Origin of the sequence: Yoonia sp. (genome assembly GCF_017854415.1) — a bacterium.
Lineage (GTDB): Bacteria > Pseudomonadota > Alphaproteobacteria > Rhodobacterales > Rhodobacteraceae > Yoonia.
In genome coordinates, this window is the sequence record NZ_JAFMHR010000082.1 from 1 (window position 1) to 14,704 (window position 14,704).

Genomic DNA, 14,704 nt, shown 5'->3' on the forward strand with positions numbered 1-14,704 from the left:
CGACATCGCAGGGCTATAAAGATACCCATAAGATCATGCGCGAACACAAGTTGGTCACAGTTTGCGAAGAAGCAGGCTGCCCCAACGTTGGTGAATGTTGGTCACAAGGCCACGCTACGATGATGATTATGGGCGAAGTTTGCACGCGGGCTTGTACCTTTTGCAACATCGCCACGGGTAAACCGCCAGAGGATCTGGATGTGTTTGAACCGGGTCGCGTCGCTGATGCGGTCAAGAAGCTGGGCCTGAACCATGTGGTCATCACGTCCGTTGACCGCGACGATGTCGAGGATGGTGGCGCGGAACATTTTGCCCAAACCATCCGCGCTATTCGTCGTCAGTCGCCGGCCACCACAATCGAAATCTTGACGCCAGACTTTATCCGTTGCGACCCGAAGGTTTTAGAAATCGTGGTCGAAGCCCGCCCCGACGTGTTCAACCACAACCTTGAAACCGTTCCAGGTCTTTACCCAGAGGTCCGCCCCGGTGCGCGGTATTTCCATTCGCTGCGCCTGTTACAGCGCGTCAAAGAGCTTGACCCGACAATGTTCACAAAATCCGGCATTATGGTTGGTTTGGGTGAAGATAAGCAGGGTGTGACGCAGGTTATGGAAGATATGCGCGCTGCGGATATCGATTTCCTAACCATCGGCCAGTACCTGCAGCCGACGCCAAAGCATCACAAGGTAGATCGTTTTGTGACCCCCGAGGAATTCAAAGCCTATGAAAAGACTGCCTTTAACAAAGGCTTTTTGATGGTTTCGTCCACGCCGCTAACGCGGTCATCCTACCATGCGGGCGATCACTTTGCGCAATTGCGTGACGCGCGCCAGAAAAAGCTTGGGCTGGCTTAAGGCTCTTCGTTCGCAACGGCGGGAATTGCCTTGAGGTAGGCGGCGATTGCGGCGCGATCCGCATCGCTTAGCTTGGCCGTATTGCGCACCACTGCAGCCATTGTCCCACCTGCGCTGTCAAAATCTGGCGTGAATCCGCTTTTTAGGTATTCGGCGATTTCGCCTTCGGACCACTTCAAAACGGCGGGTGTGATATTTGGAATGCGCCCTTCGCCTGATGGATTTGGTGCACCCGCCATCCAGCGCGCGGTCTGCAAACCACCAAGCGCATTGCGTGGCGTGTGGCATTCCGTGCAATGGCCAAGGCTTTCGACCAAATAACGACCCCGCTCAAGTTGCGGTGTTGGCACGTCGGCCAATATCCAATCCGACCGCAGAAACAGCGCCTTCCACGGGCCAAGCGTAATGCGTTGATTAAATGGAAAATCCAACGCGTGCGGCACGTCCGGACGGTCTGAAGCGGGCAGGGTGCGTAAATACGCAATCAGGTCCACGATATCTTGCGTGCTGGCTTTGCTATATGCGGTGTAAGGGAATGCGGGATAAAGATGCCTGCCATCGCGCCCTACGCCTGCCTTGATAGCAGAGGCAAGCTCAAGATCGGTCCAACTGCCGATGCCGTGTTCCGCATCGCTTGAGATGTTGGGTGCGATAAAACTGCCAAAGTCAGAGACAAAGCGCTTGCCACCAGATAGCAAATTAGCCGGCCCATCTGTCGCCACATGGCACGATGCGCAACCCGCAGCAGCGAACACCAGGGCGCCATTTGCAGGATCACCGGTCAGTCCGATCAATGCGTCATCAGGCAAAGGTTGCGGGCGGGTGGCAAACCACCCAACCGCGAGGCCGGCAATTGCCAGCAAGGAAAAAGAGCGAAAAGCGCCCAAGTCTAGCTGCGCGGCGCGCGATACGCCTCATGGCATGATCCACACGACTGCCAAACTGGGCCGAATGCCGCCCGCATTGCGTCAAGCCCGTCACCGGCGACAGCCGCCAATGCTGTTGTCGCAGCAGCAAGCTTCATGTCTTCTGCTTTGAAGCCGTCCATGTCTGTCCAGATTTCGGTCTTTGCGCGTATGCCGTCGCCAGAGCCGTCAGTGCCTTCGACCCAATAGGCGTCATGGGACATATTTGCCAAAGCCGCGAGGTTTGCAGCCGCAGCTGCCGCTACTTCTGCGTCATATGGTATTTTATCCTGAGCCATTGCCCCAAGTGGCCCAAGATTAAACCCGTAAAGCCCCATATGAGACTGGCGCGCATCCACTGCGCGTTGTTGATCTTCGGTCAAATGGCCGCCGGCAAAAGCAGCGCTTGCAACAATGAATGCGCCTGCAGTGGCAACAACAGTGAGTGTCTTAAAATGCATTTTGGTCTCCTCATCCGTGAATGGACGTAAAAAGGGGTACCATGACTTTGTCGTCAGTCAAATGACGCAAGTGTGATCGCTGCTAGGGACGCATGTTGGTCGGCGCTTGGCGATCATAAGCCAGCGTTGGTTCATTCGGCTGCATCCGTAAAGCGCACTTTGCCAATGAACGGCAGGTTGCGATTGCGTTGGGCATAGTCGATCCCGTAGCCAACAACGAATTCGTCGGGGATTTCAAAGCCTGTCCAATATGCCTTGAAATCAACTTCGCGGCGGGCGGGTTTGTCGAGCAATGCGATGGAGCGCATGCGCGCCGGTTTACGTGACTGCAGGTATTTGGTGACGTGGGCAAGCGTGTGTCCGGTGTCGACGATATCTTCGACGACCAGTACATCGCGTCCTTCGATCTGGCCGCGCAGGTCCTTGAGGATACGCACCTCGCGGCTGCTTTCCATGCCATCACCATAAGAAGAGGCCTCTAGGAAATCGACCTCGACCGGCAGGTTCAATTCGCGGACCAGATCGGCGATGAAGACAAACGATCCGCGCAGCAAGCCGACGACGACCAGTTTATCGGTGCCTGCGAATTCCTTTTCGATCTCGCCCGCAAGCTCTTCGATCCGCGCGGCGATAGATTTTGCGCTGATCATCGTGTCGATTACATAGGGTGGGTGCGACATTGGGGCCTCGGTCTGTGGAATTAGGTTGATTTTCTGGGCATAGTTTACGACATCCAAGGGTGAAGTCACCCGCGAAAGACCATCAATGCCCAGTCATTCCGAAACAAAATTCCTGCCATACACCGCCCAGCAGATGTATGATCTTGTGGCTGATGTGGGCAATTACCCCAAGTTTTTACCGTGGACCGCTGCGGCCCGTGTGCGCAGCATCACGGAACGCGGGGATCATTTGGAAATGCTCGCGGACCTCGTGATTTCGTTCAAAGTGTTTCGCGAAAAATTCGGAAGCCGTGTTTTGCTATGGTCTGAGGCAATGAAGATCGACACCGCTTACTTGGACGGACCAGTGAAAAACCTTGAAAGCCAATGGACATTCAAGGACGTTGAAGGCGGCTGCGAAGTGTCTTTTTCGGTAGATTTCGAATTCAAAAGCCGGCTTTTGCAGGGTGCCGCTGGTCTGTTTTTCAATGAGGCCATGCAACGTGTCGTCAGGTCGTTCGAGCGACGCGCAGCAGAGCTTTATACCCCGATCCCCCAGACGTAAAAAAGGCCCGCATCCGGTTGGAGGCAGGCCTTTTCTTATCTTAACATCAGCGGTTTAGCTGTTGAACTCATATGCACGCTCACCGTGGACGGCCAGATCAAGGCCACCGACTTCGGTTTCTTCGTCCACACGCAATGGTGTAATCGCTTTGCAGATAAAGATCAGTGCTGTGGTCACTGCAATCGTATAGCCACCCACAATCACAAGGCCACCAATCTGGGCAACCCATGCGCCTGCGCCGAAGACCGCGATCATGATCGTACCAAAGATACCGCCAACACCGTGAACCGCGAAAACGTCCAGTGTATCGTCGATCTTGATCTTGTTGCGGATCAGGCTGACCGCTTCCTGACACAAGATGCCTGCGATTGAACCAATCACGAGCGCCTCAACCGGACCGACAAAGCCCGACGCGGGCGTTATGGATGCCAGACCTGCAATTGTCCCGGTAACCATACCTACGAGGGATGATTTGCCGAATTTGACCCGCTCCCACAGCGCCCAAGTCAGCGACGCGGCCGCGGCCGAGATATGCGTGACAGTGATTGCCATTGCGGCACCGCCATCAGCGGCCAGTTGTGATCCACCGTTAAAGCCGAACCAGCCGACCCAGAGCATCGCCGCACCGATCATAACCATACCCGGGTTGTGAGGTGGCTTGGTCGCGTCACGGCGCGCACCAAGAAAGATCGCCAGCACCAGCGCAGCCAAACCAGCGGTTTCATGGACAACGATGCCGCCCGCGAAATCACGCACGCCGATCTCGCCCAGAATGCCGCCGTCTGACAGGATCCCGCCGCCCCAGATCCAATGCACGACGGGCGCATAAACAAGCAGCATCCAAAGCGCCGAGAACAGCAGCACAAAGCCAAAACCGATGCGTTCCACATATGCACCTACGATCAGTGCAGGGGTGATGATTGCGAATGTCATCTGAAAGGCAAAGAACAGAACCTCGGGCAGGGTGCCCGAAAGCGTGTCAGCCGTGATGCCTGCAAGGAACATTTTGTCCAAACCACCCCAGAATCCGCTGGTACCGGACCCGAATGCGATGGAATAGCCCAACGCAAACCAAAGGATGCTCATCAGGCATGCAATCGCATAGCAATGCATGAACACGCTCAGCACGTTGCGCGCGCGCACCAACCCGCCGTAAAACAGTGCCAGTCCAGGCAATGTCATGAATAGTACAAGCGCCGTGGCCACAATGATCCACGCTGTATCCGCTCCGTTCATAGTCCCCTCCATCTTATTTGGGTTTGTTGACGGGCCTTAGGAAGGATTCGGAGTGCTGACTAAATAGGCAAAGTGGTGAATAGGTGCTGTGAAATCCGGCAATATGTTAATTGATTAAAAAGTAGGCGATATATGTAGCGATTGCTTACTTATTGCCCGCTTCTAGGTTAGCGCGTCCCAGAGCAGTGCAAGGCCGTGGTCGCGTGCTGCCAACCGCACATTTTCCCGACCGATTGCCCCAAATTCCATTGTTGTCGCGGTTGCCCCGCCCGACATTGCAATCCCGAAACAGACGCGACCTTCGGGCTTGTGATCAGAGCCACCAGGGCCTGCAATGCCGGTAATTGAAATGGCGATGTCCGCACCAGAGTGTGCAAGCGCGCCACTCGCCATTTCGGTGGCGACTTGTTCGGAAACTGCGCCATGCTGGTCCAAGGTCGTTTCACGTACTCCAAGCATCTCAACCTTCGCGGCGTTTGAATAGGTGACAAAGCCCCGATCAAAAATGGCTGAGCTTCCTGCGACATCGGTGATCGCGGCGCTTAGCATGCCGCCGGTACAGCTTTCTGCTGTTGTCAGTGTCTGACCCTTTGCGCGGGCCAGTTTCACCAGTTCAGCGGTCTTTGTCATGCGGGGTTTACTTGGGTGACAAAGCCCCAATGCGCCAAGCCAGCTAAACCAATGACCCCGATGGCGGCAAAGATACCTGCGATTACATCATCGAGCATCACACCCGTCGGTCCATGCATGCGATCTGCCCAGCCGATCGGCCCCCATTTGGTGATATCAAACAGCCGAAACAAGGCGAATGCCGCGATCCAACCCGGCCAAAGTGCGGTGATGGCGACACCCGCAGATGCAGCGCCAAAGGCCACGGGCAGCAGCGCGATCCACTGACCGCAAACTTCGTCGATCACGATCTCGGAGGGGTCGTGGTTGTCTTTACCCTTTGTCTCGACACCCGTCGCCCAGACACCAAGCACATAAGACAGCACCGCACCTGCGACCAACCCCCACGGGCCTGCGATGATGTAAATCACCCATGCCGCTGGCAACGCTGCCAATGATCCCCATGTGCCGGGGGCAGGGCGCATGTGACCCACATAAAAAAAGGTGGCGATCAGATGCGTCATGATTTGACCAATGTCACGGTTGCGATTGCTGCGATGCCTTCTTCGCGGCCCGTGAATCCCAAACGTTCTGAAGTGGTGGCTTTGACGCTGAGGCGGCTACTTGCCACGCCCATATAGGCGGCCATCACAGCTTTCATTGCGTCTTGATGCGGGCCGATCTTTGGGAATTCGCAAACCAGCGTGCAATCTGCGTTGCTGATTGTGAAACCTTCTTTGGCCGCCAAAGCTACGGCATGTTCCAAGAAAATATGGCTCGCGGCGCCTTTCCACTGTGGGTCAGAGGGCGGAAAGTGCTGCCCGATATCGCCCATGCCCAGCGCTCCATAGATTGCATCCGTGACCGCATGCATGCCGACATCAGCGTCAGAGTGCCCTTGCAGGCCGCGGGTGTGCGGGATTTGCACGCCACACAGCCAAACATGATCGCCCGGCTCAAATCGGTGCACGTCGTAGCCATTGCCGCAGCGGATATCCATGTGGTGCCTCATCAGTTTTTCAGCCCGCGCAAAGTCGTCGGGTGTGGTGATTTTGATATTGTCTTCATCGCCTGCCACGATCGCGACGTCCAGCCCTGCGGCGCGGGCAACGGCGACATCGTCGGTCTCTAATCCTGTGCTGGTTGCGTGCGCGGCCAACAATTCCGCGAGGTGGAACCCTTGCGGCGTTTGTGCGCGGTATAGCCCGCTGCGGTCTTGAACGCCGGACACTTGATCTGCGACCCCATGCCAAAGCGTATCGGTGACCGCGACAGCAGGGGCAGCGCCTTGGTGTGACTGTAGCGCGTCCAAAACGCGATCAATCAACGCGTCACTGACCAATGGTCGTGCAGCGTCATGGATCAGCACTTGGGTAATGTCGGGACCAACAGCCGCGAGCCCGGCTTGCACGGACGCTGCCCGCGTCGCACCACCGGTCACGATGTGCGCCGCAGGTTCACGCGGCCAAAGTGGCGTGTCGATATCTTCGGGGTGCAGCACCAAGATCAGTTGCGCAATACGCGGGTGACCTGCAAACTTGTCCATTGCGTAGGCCGCGATCGGGCGGCCGCCAAGCTGTTGCCATTGCTTGGGAAGCGCGCCACCTGCGCGGGTGCCGCGTCCTGCGGCGACGATGATAGCGGCTGTCGTCATGCGGTATCCATCCTTGGTTGGCATTAGGTGTAGGGCGCTGTTCATCCTGACGCAATTCGACAGTTTCGCGACCTCAATGCTTAATAATTAGGCATTTGCCAATAATGCGGGATGTATTGGCTTGCATTTCGTTGCGATTGGCACGTTTTCACCGTATCTGGGGATGATTGCATAAACAGTAAGCGAATGATCATCCTCTTGGCGTCTAGCGAATCTTTGAACTTGAACGATGTGGCTTTGTCGCCGCCTGTGGCGCTTGCGCCGTTGGCGGGTATTACGGATTTGCCTTTTCGCCAGCTGGTCGCGTCATTTGGGGCCGGTTGGGTCGTCAGCGAAATGGTTGCCAGCCAAGAGATGGTTCAGGCCAAACCCGCCGCGCGTGAAAAGGCGGAACTGGGGTATGACCAAGGCAGCACCGCCGTTCAAATTGCTGGGCGCGACGCTTACTGGATGGCCGAAGCCGCCCGCATGATCGAAGCTAACGGTGCGACATTCATCGACATCAACATGGGTTGCCCTGCCAAAAAGGTGACGAGTGGATACTCTGGATCGGCCTTGCTGCGCACACCCGATTTTGCGCTGACCCTGATCGAGGCAGTGGTCAATGCCGTTAAAGTGCCTGTGACGCTCAAAACACGCCTTGGCTGGGATGATGCCACGCTGAACGCAGCATCTGTGGCCAAACGGGCCGAGGATGCGGGGATCAAGCTGGTCACGATCCACGGGCGCACGCGGTGTCAGTTTTACAAAGGGGCCGCTGATTGGGCCGCAATCGCGCAAATCAAGGACGCTGTCAGTATTCCGGTGATTGCGAATGGTGATATTGTAGATGCCGCCACAGCCCGCGAGGCGCTGCGCCTGTCCGGCGCTGACGGTGTGATGATCGGGCGCGGCGCGCAGGGGCGGCCTTGGGCGTTGGCGCAGGTATCCGCAGCACTGCATGGCACCAAAGCGCCTCAAATACCGCAAGGTCGCGATCTGATCGATATGGTGTGCGGCCACTACGAGGCGATGTTGTCATTTTACGGGGCAGAGATGGGGCGCAAAGTTTCGCGCAAGCATTTGGGGTGGTACATGGATGATGTTGGCACAGGTGTCGTATTGCGCAAAGCGATCTTGACCCATGCGAACCCAACGGACGTGTTGCGCGATTTGCCTGACGCGCTTAGCGAAAAGGTGGCGGCATGATTTTGGGGCAAGCACTTTGGTCGTCATTGCCTGTCCCGTCGTTGATGCTGGATCGTGACGATGTCATCACGATGAGCAATCCTGCCGCTGAGAGCTTTCTCAATATGTCGGCCAAGTCGCTGATTGGTCAAAAGCTTTGGGAAAAGGTGATGATTGATGCCCCGCTTGAAGGGCCTTTTGCACGCGCGCGGAAAAACCAGACATCGCTGTTTGTGAATGACGTGGATGTCGGCAGTGGCGAACGTGCGCCGATGCTTTGCAATATCCAGTTTGCGCCGTTGCAGGGGGCGGACGACACGATGATCGTGATGATCAGCCCGCGTGAAATCGCAAGCCGCATCAACCAGAACCATTCGCGCGGTAAAGCTGCAAAGTCTGCAATCGGCATGGCCGAAATGCTGGCCCACGAGATAAAGAATCCGCTTGCGGGGATCACTGGTGCGGCCCAACTTTTGTCGATGGGTCTTGCGCCTGAAGATCAGGAAATGACCGATCTGATTGTCGAAGAAAGCCGCCGGATTGTGAAACTGCTTGAGCAGGTTGAACAGTTTGGAAATCTACGTCCACCCATCCTAAAGCCATTGAATATCCACGATGTTTTGGACCGCGCAAGGCAGTCGGCATCTGTCGGGTTTGGCGCGCATATGTTGTTTGTCGAAGACTACGACCCGTCGCTGCCGTCTACCGTGGCTGACTCGGATCAACTTTTGCAGGTGTTTCTGAACCTCCTCAAGAACGCATCCGAGGCTTGCCGCGACGCGGGCACAATCCGGCTGCGGACATTTTATGACGCGTCGCTGCGCGTGCGCCGCTCTGATGGTACCCAAGCAAGACTGCCACTGCAGGTCGAGATTATCGACGATGGCCCCGGTTTGCCGGCTGAGATCGCGGATGATATTTTTGAACCTTTCGTGTCCGGCAAAGAGAACGGCACCGGACTAGGCCTTGCGCTGGTATCAAAGTTGATCGGCGACGCGGGTGGATGGATTTCCATCGAAAGCGTGCCGGGCCGGACCGTGTTCCGCATTTCACTGCCGGTGGCACCCGAAAACACACTCACAGGAGATAATTAATGGACGGTACAGTTCTTGTTGCTGACGACGACCGCACTATTCGCACTGTGCTTACCCAAGCGCTGACGCGCGCGGGCTGTAAGGTGCACGCGACATCTTCGCTGGTCACGCTGATGCGCTGGGTCGACGAAGGTAAAGGTGATTTGGTAATTTCGGACGTCGTGATGCCTGACGGGAACGGATTAGAGCAGTTGCCAAAGATTTCTGCGGCGCGTCCAGGACTGCCAGTCATTGTGATATCGGCGCAAAACACGATTATGACCGCCATTCAGGCCGCAGAGGCCGACGCTTACGACTATTTACCCAAACCGTTTGATTTGCCTGATTTGATGAAGCGCGCCGCGCGTGCGCTAGAGGTGAAACGCCGTGCACCTGTAACCCGTAGTCCAGATGCGCTTGCGACTGAACAGGGGGGTGATTTGCCCTTGGTGGGGCGCACCGCGGTGATGCAGGCATTGTACCGGCTGGTCGCGCGGGTGATGAACACGCAGCTTCCGGTCTTGATTACCGGCGAAAGCGGGACAGGGAAATCCTTGATCGCGCGTGCTGTGCATGACTTTTCCGACAGGCGCAGCTTGCCGTTTATCGTCGTCTCGGCGCCTGATCTTGAAGGCATGGACGGCCCCTCTACTATTCTGAGCCGTGCCAAGGGCGGATCGATCTTGTTTGACGAAGTCAGCGATTTGTCTGAACCCGCCCAAGGGCGGATTGTGCGGATGCTGGACAGTTTGGGTGACAATGCACCGCGTATCATGGCGACGTCGCAATCTGATCTGATGGCGCGCATGGAAGACGGGCAATTCCGCGAAGACCTGTTTTACCGTTTGGGCGGTGTGACCGTCGATGTGCCGTCACTGCGCGAACGTGTCGATGACATTCCATTGCTGGCAGAGCACTTCCTTGCACGCGCCGAACGTGACGGGGCGCCTGTGCGCCGCTTTGGTGATGCGGCCCTTGATATGGTACGCGCATATAGCTGGCCAGGAAATGTGCGACAGCTTGAAAATGCAGTGCGCCGTTTGGTTTTCACTGCCGCCGGCGAAGAAATCGTACGCAGCGAAGTTGAACTGGTGCTTGGCAATCAGCCAGCGATTGAACCGTTACGTTCAGGTGGCGAAGGTGAAAAACTAAGCGCGAGTGTGGGCAAACACCTGCGGCGTTATTTTGATCTGCATGGCGGGGTTCTGCCGCCGCCAGGGTTATATAACCGTATTCTCAAAGAGGTCGAAGGTCCGTTGATCGAAATCGCCCTCGAGGCGAGCGGTGGAAATCAGGCGAAATGTGCTGATTTGCTTGGGATTAACCGAAATACATTGCGCAAGAAGATCACCGACCTCGATATCCGCGTGACACGGCGCCGCAAATTGATGTAAAACCGCAACATAACCGTGGCGCGCTTACGTCAGTTTGCGTCAGACCACATAAAAATAGCGGTATCGTGGGGGTGACCTCACCTCAATTACAGGGCGTAACGCTTGCGGCGTACCCTTCTAGGCCTCGATTTTGGACGGTTCAGCCGCTGGCTGCGCCAACGTCATGTGCAAAGCGCACTGACGCTTGCATTGATCGTGGCAGCACCGGTTCTGGCGGCGTTGACCTATATTGTCGTCGGTCCGCTGGATCGTGGGGCATCATCCACAAGCTTGCGATTGGTGCTGTTGCTGGATCTGACCTATGTGCTGGTCGTGGCAGCCTTAGTAATGCGCCAAGTTGCACGGATTATTTCAGCGCGCCGCGCGCGGTCTGCCGGATCACAATTGGCCGTCCGTTTAACCGGTGTTTTTGCCTTATCTGCACTGGTTCCTATTGTACTGGTCGCGGTGTTCTCGGTCACGTTGATCTCAATTGCGCTTGACGGATTGTTTTCTGAGCCTGTCGGCAATGTCCTTCAAACATCATTGTCTACAGCTCAAGCTTATGAAGAAGAACACAAACGCGAATTAACCCGCGACGGGCAGGGGTTGGCGGCATTTCTAAACAGTGAACGGCAAGCCAATCTATTCATGGACGACGGCGAAGTGCGCCGCGCATTGGGTGATGTTCAAAATCAAGTCGACCGCAGTTTGACTGAAACCTTTGTGATTGACGGACTAGGCATGATCACAGCACGCGGCGCGCAGTCGTACGAATTTTACTATGAACGCCCGACGGCGGCCCAATTCCAAGAGGCCAGCGAGACCGGTCTGGCCTTGATCCAGGACTTGGAAAACGATGAATTTCGCGCGCTGATCCCGCTGACGGCTTTCCGCGACCGGTATCTTTATGTAACCCGTGCAGTGGATGGCAATGTTCTGTCGCTGTTGGATGACACGACGGAAACGGTTGCTCAGTATGACGCGCTTTCCAATGAACGCGGCAGACTTTTGTTCCAATTCGGCCTGCTTTATTTGGGCTTTGCGGTCGTCTTGATTTTGGGTGCGATCTGGGGTGGGCTTTGGTTTGCCGAACGCCTTTCGCGCCCTGTGGGGCGGCTGGTGTCTGCGTCGCAGCGGGTTGGTGCGGGTGATCTGGATGTACGTGTCATCGAAGACGACGGCGAAGACGAGATTTCGCAGCTTGGCACGTATTTCAACCAGATGACGACACAACTGAAAGGCCAGCGTGATGAGCTGTTGATCACCCATCAAACCACTGAACGGCGTGGGCGGTTGTTTGACAGCGTGCTCAGCTCTGTGACCTCGGGTGTTGTGGGCCTTGATGCGGATGGACGGGTGACCTTTGTGAACCCATCAGCACAAAAGCTGCTGTCTGTGCGCAGTGAACAAGCCGATACGGCGCTTTCTGTCGCTGTTCCCGAATTCGCCGATCTGTTTGATGAGGTCTGCGTGACGGAACGCGACAGCGTGCAAGGCCAGATCAACTTGACCCGCCGGGGCCAGCAAGAAAGCCTGTTGGTCCGGATGTCGCAGCGACGCAACGCTGATGGCGCGCTGGAAGGCTATGTTGTGGCCTTTGATGACGTGACCGATCTGGTCAGCGCACAGCGCATGGCCGCATGGGGCGATGTGGCCCAGCGGATCGCCCACGAGATCAAAAACCCCCTGACCCCGATCCAGTTATCCGCAGAGCGGATCAAGCGGAAATTCATCGGCCAAGTTGGCCATGATGCTGACAAACTGGAACAGATGACAGACGTTATCATTCGGCAAACCAATGACTTACGTCGCATTGTTGATGAATTTTCGAAATTCGCGCGGATGCCTGAACCCGAGTTAGAGCGCAATGATCTGACCCAGCTCGTCCATGATGCATTGTCGTTACAGATCGCAGGGCAGCCGGACGTTCACTTTGCGGCCAGCATTCCTGATGAAATTGTAACCGTTGATATGGACGGCACGATGATCGGGCAGGCGCTGACAAACCTGCTTAAGAACGCAGGCGAGGCCACGGAAAGTTATGCCAGTAAGCACGGCGAAGACGGTTATGTCCCGCAGATCCAGTTGCGCATGGAGTATGACGACCGCGTTGTGCTGGTGAAAATTTCAGACAATGGTATCGGCCTGCCAGAAGACCGCGCGCGCCTGTTCGAGCCTTACGTGACGACCCGCGACAAGGGCACAGGTCTTGGTCTGCCGATCGTCAAGAAGATCATAGAAGAACATGGCGGCACGCTCACTTTGACTGACGCTGAAATTTTCGAAGGCCAGACCCACGCAGGGGCTTGCGCAATTATCCAATTACCCGTTGTCTTGACACAGACGCGGGCCACAAAAGTACCAGCATGAGGGAAATGATGGGCGATATTCTGATTACCGATGACGAACGCGATATCCGAGAATTGATATCAGAAATCCTGATAGATGAAGGGTTTACAACGCGACTTGCAGGTACATCCGACGAATGTATGGCGCAGATCGCGACAGAGTCTCCGGCTTTGATGATCCTCGACATTTGGCTCAAGGATAGCAACATGGACGGGATTGATATCCTCAAATCCGTCAAACGTGACCATCCCGACATCCCGATTGTGATTATTTCGGGTCATGGGAATATTGAAATTGCGGTCGCAGCGATCAAGCAAGGCGCTTATGATTTCATTGAAAAGCCGTTCAATATCGACCAGCTTTTGGTTGTGATCCGGCGCGCGATGGAAACCTCGCGTTTGCGCCGCGAGAATGTCGAACTCAAACGCGGCGACACCCACAGCACCGAGATGCTGGGCGACAGTGCGGCGTTCCGCGCGTTGAAATCACAGTTGGACAAAGTCATAAAATCCAATGGCCGCGTGATGCTGACCGGTCCGGCCGGTGCAGGTAAGGAAATCGCGGCGCGTTATATACATGCCAATTCCAATCGCGCTTCAGCGCCGTTTGTGACAGTCAATTCCGCTTCAATCGCGCCAGAGCGCATGGAAGAAGTGCTGTTTGGCCGCGAGGTGAATGGCCGTGGTATTGAGCAGGGCTTGCTTGAAGAGGCCAATGGCGGTGTAATCTACTTTGACGAAATCGCGGATATGCCATTAGGAACGCAGTCAAAAATCCTGCGTGTATTGGTGGATCAGCGGTTCCAGCGTGTCGGTGGCACGGACAAAGTCCAAGTTGATTTGCGTGTTGTGTCCAGCACGAACCGCGATCTGCCTTTGGCGATCGATGCGGGTACGTTTCGCGAAGAACTTTATCATCGCTTGAATGTCGTCCCGATTCCAGTGCCTTCGCTCGAAGAACGCCGCGAAGATATTCCGGTACTGGCAGAACATTTCATTGAGGTCTTTAACAAAGCGCAGGGGTTGCCGCTGCGTAAACTGGCGGATGATGCCCGGGCGTTGCTGCAAACGATGCTGTGGCCAGGAAATGTACGTCAGTTAAAGAACGTTGTGGAACGTGTTCTTATTCTGGGGGAAAATTCGGGTAATATCAGCGCTAAAGAACTGCCTAGCATTGAAGAAGGTGGTGGCGAAGAAGGCCGCATCGTCCTTGCTGGCGGCCTTGCGACTTTGCCATTGCGTGAAGCGCGCGAGTTGTTTGAACGTGAATATTTGCTGACCCAGATTAACCGTTTTGGTGGCAATATCAGCCGGACCGCTTCATTTGTTGGCATGGAACGTTCTGCTTTGCACCGTAAGTTGAAGTCGCTTGGTGTTGTGACGTCAAACAAAGCGGGCGGGCGCGTGGCCTATCTTGAAGGCGACGAAGCATGAAAGTAATCATTTGTGGCGCAGGGCAAGTTGGCTGGCAAATTGCGCGCCATTTGTCGGGTGAAAACAACGATGTAACGGTCGTTGATAGTAATCCCGAACTGGTGCGCCGCGCGACTGATACGCTTGATGTGCAAGGGGTTGCAGGCTTTGCCAGCTATCCTGACGTTCTGGACCGCGCGGGTGCCAGAGACGCAGATATGATTATTGCCGCCACCCATTCAGACGAAGTGAATATGGTCACCTGTCAGGTCGCGCACTCGGTTTTTTCTGTCCAACGCAAGATCGCGCGATTGCGCGCGCAGAACTATTTGGCACCAAGCTATGCCGACCTTTACCGCCGCAATCACCTGCCGATTGACGTTG

The 14,704-nt window shown here is 55.7% G+C and carries 15 protein-coding genes; 8 read left to right on the forward strand and 7 right to left on the reverse strand.

The genetic code is table 11. The features are described 5' to 3' along the window. The coding region (gene lipA / locus QZ197_RS10275; protein ID WP_296431833.1) for a lipoyl synthase at positions 1 to 854 on the forward strand (854 nt) is incomplete at its 5' end. Here lipA and QZ197_RS10280 read toward each other — a convergent pair. The 3 genes from QZ197_RS10280 to hpt form a co-directional block, all read right to left on the reverse strand. Next, positions 851 to 1,663 (reverse strand): cytochrome c, encoded by an 813-nt coding sequence (locus tag QZ197_RS10280; protein ID WP_296431834.1) that lies wholly within the window; start codon positions 1,661 to 1,663, stop codon positions 851 to 853. The genes lipA and QZ197_RS10280 overlap by 4 nt on opposite strands. A gap of 80 nt (positions 1,664 to 1,743) precedes the next feature. After that, positions 1,744 to 2,220 (reverse strand): cytochrome c, encoded by a 477-nt coding sequence (locus QZ197_RS10285; RefSeq protein ID WP_296431835.1) that lies wholly within the window; start codon positions 2,218 to 2,220, stop codon positions 1,744 to 1,746. 131 nt (positions 2,221 to 2,351) lie between these two features. Continuing rightward, a complete protein-coding gene (hpt, locus tag QZ197_RS10290) occupies positions 2,352 to 2,900 on the reverse strand; it encodes a hypoxanthine phosphoribosyltransferase (RefSeq protein WP_296431848.1) in 549 nt (182 codons plus the stop codon). A gap of 85 nt (positions 2,901 to 2,985) precedes the next feature. Between hpt and QZ197_RS10295 the strand changes: the two genes are divergently transcribed. Continuing rightward, on the forward strand, positions 2,986 to 3,444 hold the full coding sequence (locus tag QZ197_RS10295; RefSeq protein WP_296431836.1) for a type II toxin-antitoxin system RatA family toxin: 459 nt from the start codon (positions 2,986 to 2,988) through the stop codon (positions 3,442 to 3,444). A gap of 54 nt (positions 3,445 to 3,498) precedes the next feature. On the opposite strand, the gene QZ197_RS10300 is transcribed toward QZ197_RS10295, so the two are convergent. The 4 genes from QZ197_RS10300 to QZ197_RS10315 all read right to left on the reverse strand — a co-directional run bounded on the left by QZ197_RS10300 (position 3,499) and on the right by QZ197_RS10315 (position 6,943). Next, complete coding sequence (locus QZ197_RS10300) at positions 3,499 to 4,680, reverse strand: ammonium transporter (protein ID WP_296431837.1); 1,182 nt, start codon at positions 4,678 to 4,680, stop codon at positions 3,499 to 3,501. A 162-nt stretch (positions 4,681 to 4,842) separates the two neighbouring features. Further along, positions 4,843 to 5,310, reverse strand: coding sequence for a CinA family protein (locus QZ197_RS10305; protein ID WP_296431838.1), 468 nt, complete (start codon positions 5,308 to 5,310; stop codon positions 4,843 to 4,845). Continuing rightward, the gene (locus QZ197_RS10310; protein ID WP_296431839.1) at positions 5,307 to 5,813 is read right to left on the reverse strand and encodes a phosphatidylglycerophosphatase A; all 507 of its coding nucleotides are present in this window, start codon (positions 5,811 to 5,813) and stop codon (positions 5,307 to 5,309) included. Before QZ197_RS10310 ends, QZ197_RS10305 begins: the two co-directional genes overlap by 4 nt. Next, positions 5,810 to 6,943, reverse strand: a complete 1,134-nt coding sequence (locus QZ197_RS10315) for a bifunctional 2-C-methyl-D-erythritol 4-phosphate cytidylyltransferase/2-C-methyl-D-erythritol 2,4-cyclodiphosphate synthase (protein WP_296431840.1) — start codon at positions 6,941 to 6,943, stop codon at positions 5,810 to 5,812. The genes QZ197_RS10310 and QZ197_RS10315 overlap by 4 nt, the downstream gene beginning before the upstream one ends. Positions 6,944 to 7,129: 186 nt before the next feature. On the opposite strand from QZ197_RS10315, the gene dusB reads away from it, so the two are divergent. The 6 genes from dusB to QZ197_RS10345 all read left to right on the forward strand — a co-directional run. Next, the gene (dusB, locus tag QZ197_RS10320) at positions 7,130 to 8,131 is read left to right on the forward strand and encodes a tRNA dihydrouridine synthase DusB (protein ID WP_296431841.1); all 1,002 of its coding nucleotides are present in this window, start codon (positions 7,130 to 7,132) and stop codon (positions 8,129 to 8,131) included. Further along, complete coding sequence (locus QZ197_RS10325) at positions 8,128 to 9,204, forward strand: ATP-binding protein (RefSeq protein ID WP_296431842.1); 1,077 nt, start codon at positions 8,128 to 8,130, stop codon at positions 9,202 to 9,204. The genes dusB and QZ197_RS10325 overlap by 4 nt, the downstream gene beginning before the upstream one ends. Then, entirely contained in the window at positions 9,204 to 10,577 is a 1,374-nt protein-coding gene (locus QZ197_RS10330) for a response regulator (RefSeq protein ID WP_296431844.1), read from the forward strand. Before QZ197_RS10325 ends, QZ197_RS10330 begins: the two co-directional genes overlap by 1 nt. 102 nt (positions 10,578 to 10,679) lie before the next feature. Then, the gene (locus tag QZ197_RS10335) at positions 10,680 to 12,929 is read left to right on the forward strand and encodes a PAS domain-containing sensor histidine kinase (protein ID WP_296431845.1); all 2,250 of its coding nucleotides are present in this window, start codon (positions 10,680 to 10,682) and stop codon (positions 12,927 to 12,929) included. Between the two features lie 8 nt (positions 12,930 to 12,937). Further along, positions 12,938 to 14,341, forward strand: coding sequence for a sigma-54 dependent transcriptional regulator (locus QZ197_RS10340; protein WP_296431850.1), 1,404 nt, complete (start codon positions 12,938 to 12,940; stop codon positions 14,339 to 14,341). After that, positions 14,338 to 14,704, forward strand: a 367-nt coding sequence (locus QZ197_RS10345; protein ID WP_296431846.1) for an NAD-binding protein, incomplete at its 3' end; no start/stop codon positions are given. The genes QZ197_RS10340 and QZ197_RS10345, both read left to right, overlap by 4 nt.

Excerpts from the sequence above, each read along its gene's own strand:
- QZ197_RS10285 (WP_296431835.1), bottom strand. The coding sequence starts at position 2,220 with ATGCATTTTAAGACACTCACTGTTGTTGCCACTGCAGGCGCATTCATT.
- hpt (WP_296431848.1), bottom strand. The coding sequence starts at position 2,900 with ATGTCGCACCCACCCTATGTAATCGACACGATGATCAGCGCAAAATCT.
- QZ197_RS10295 (WP_296431836.1), top strand. The coding sequence starts at position 2,986 with ATGCCCAGTCATTCCGAAACAAAATTCCTGCCATACACCGCCCAGCAG.
- QZ197_RS10300 (WP_296431837.1), bottom strand. The coding sequence starts at position 4,680 with ATGAACGGAGCGGATACAGCGTGGATCATTGTGGCCACGGCGCTTGTA.
- QZ197_RS10305 (WP_296431838.1), bottom strand. The coding sequence starts at position 5,310 with ATGACAAAGACCGCTGAACTGGTGAAACTGGCCCGCGCAAAGGGTCAG.
- QZ197_RS10310 (WP_296431839.1), bottom strand. The coding sequence starts at position 5,813 with ATGACGCATCTGATCGCCACCTTTTTTTATGTGGGTCACATGCGCCCT.
- QZ197_RS10315 (WP_296431840.1), bottom strand. The coding sequence starts at position 6,943 with ATGACGACAGCCGCTATCATCGTCGCCGCAGGACGCGGCACCCGCGCA.
- dusB (WP_296431841.1), top strand. The coding sequence starts at position 7,130 with ATGATCATCCTCTTGGCGTCTAGCGAATCTTTGAACTTGAACGATGTG.
- QZ197_RS10325 (WP_296431842.1), top strand. The coding sequence starts at position 8,128 with ATGATTTTGGGGCAAGCACTTTGGTCGTCATTGCCTGTCCCGTCGTTG.
- QZ197_RS10330 (WP_296431844.1), top strand. The coding sequence starts at position 9,204 with ATGGACGGTACAGTTCTTGTTGCTGACGACGACCGCACTATTCGCACT.
- QZ197_RS10340 (WP_296431850.1), top strand. The coding sequence starts at position 12,938 with ATGGGCGATATTCTGATTACCGATGACGAACGCGATATCCGAGAATTG.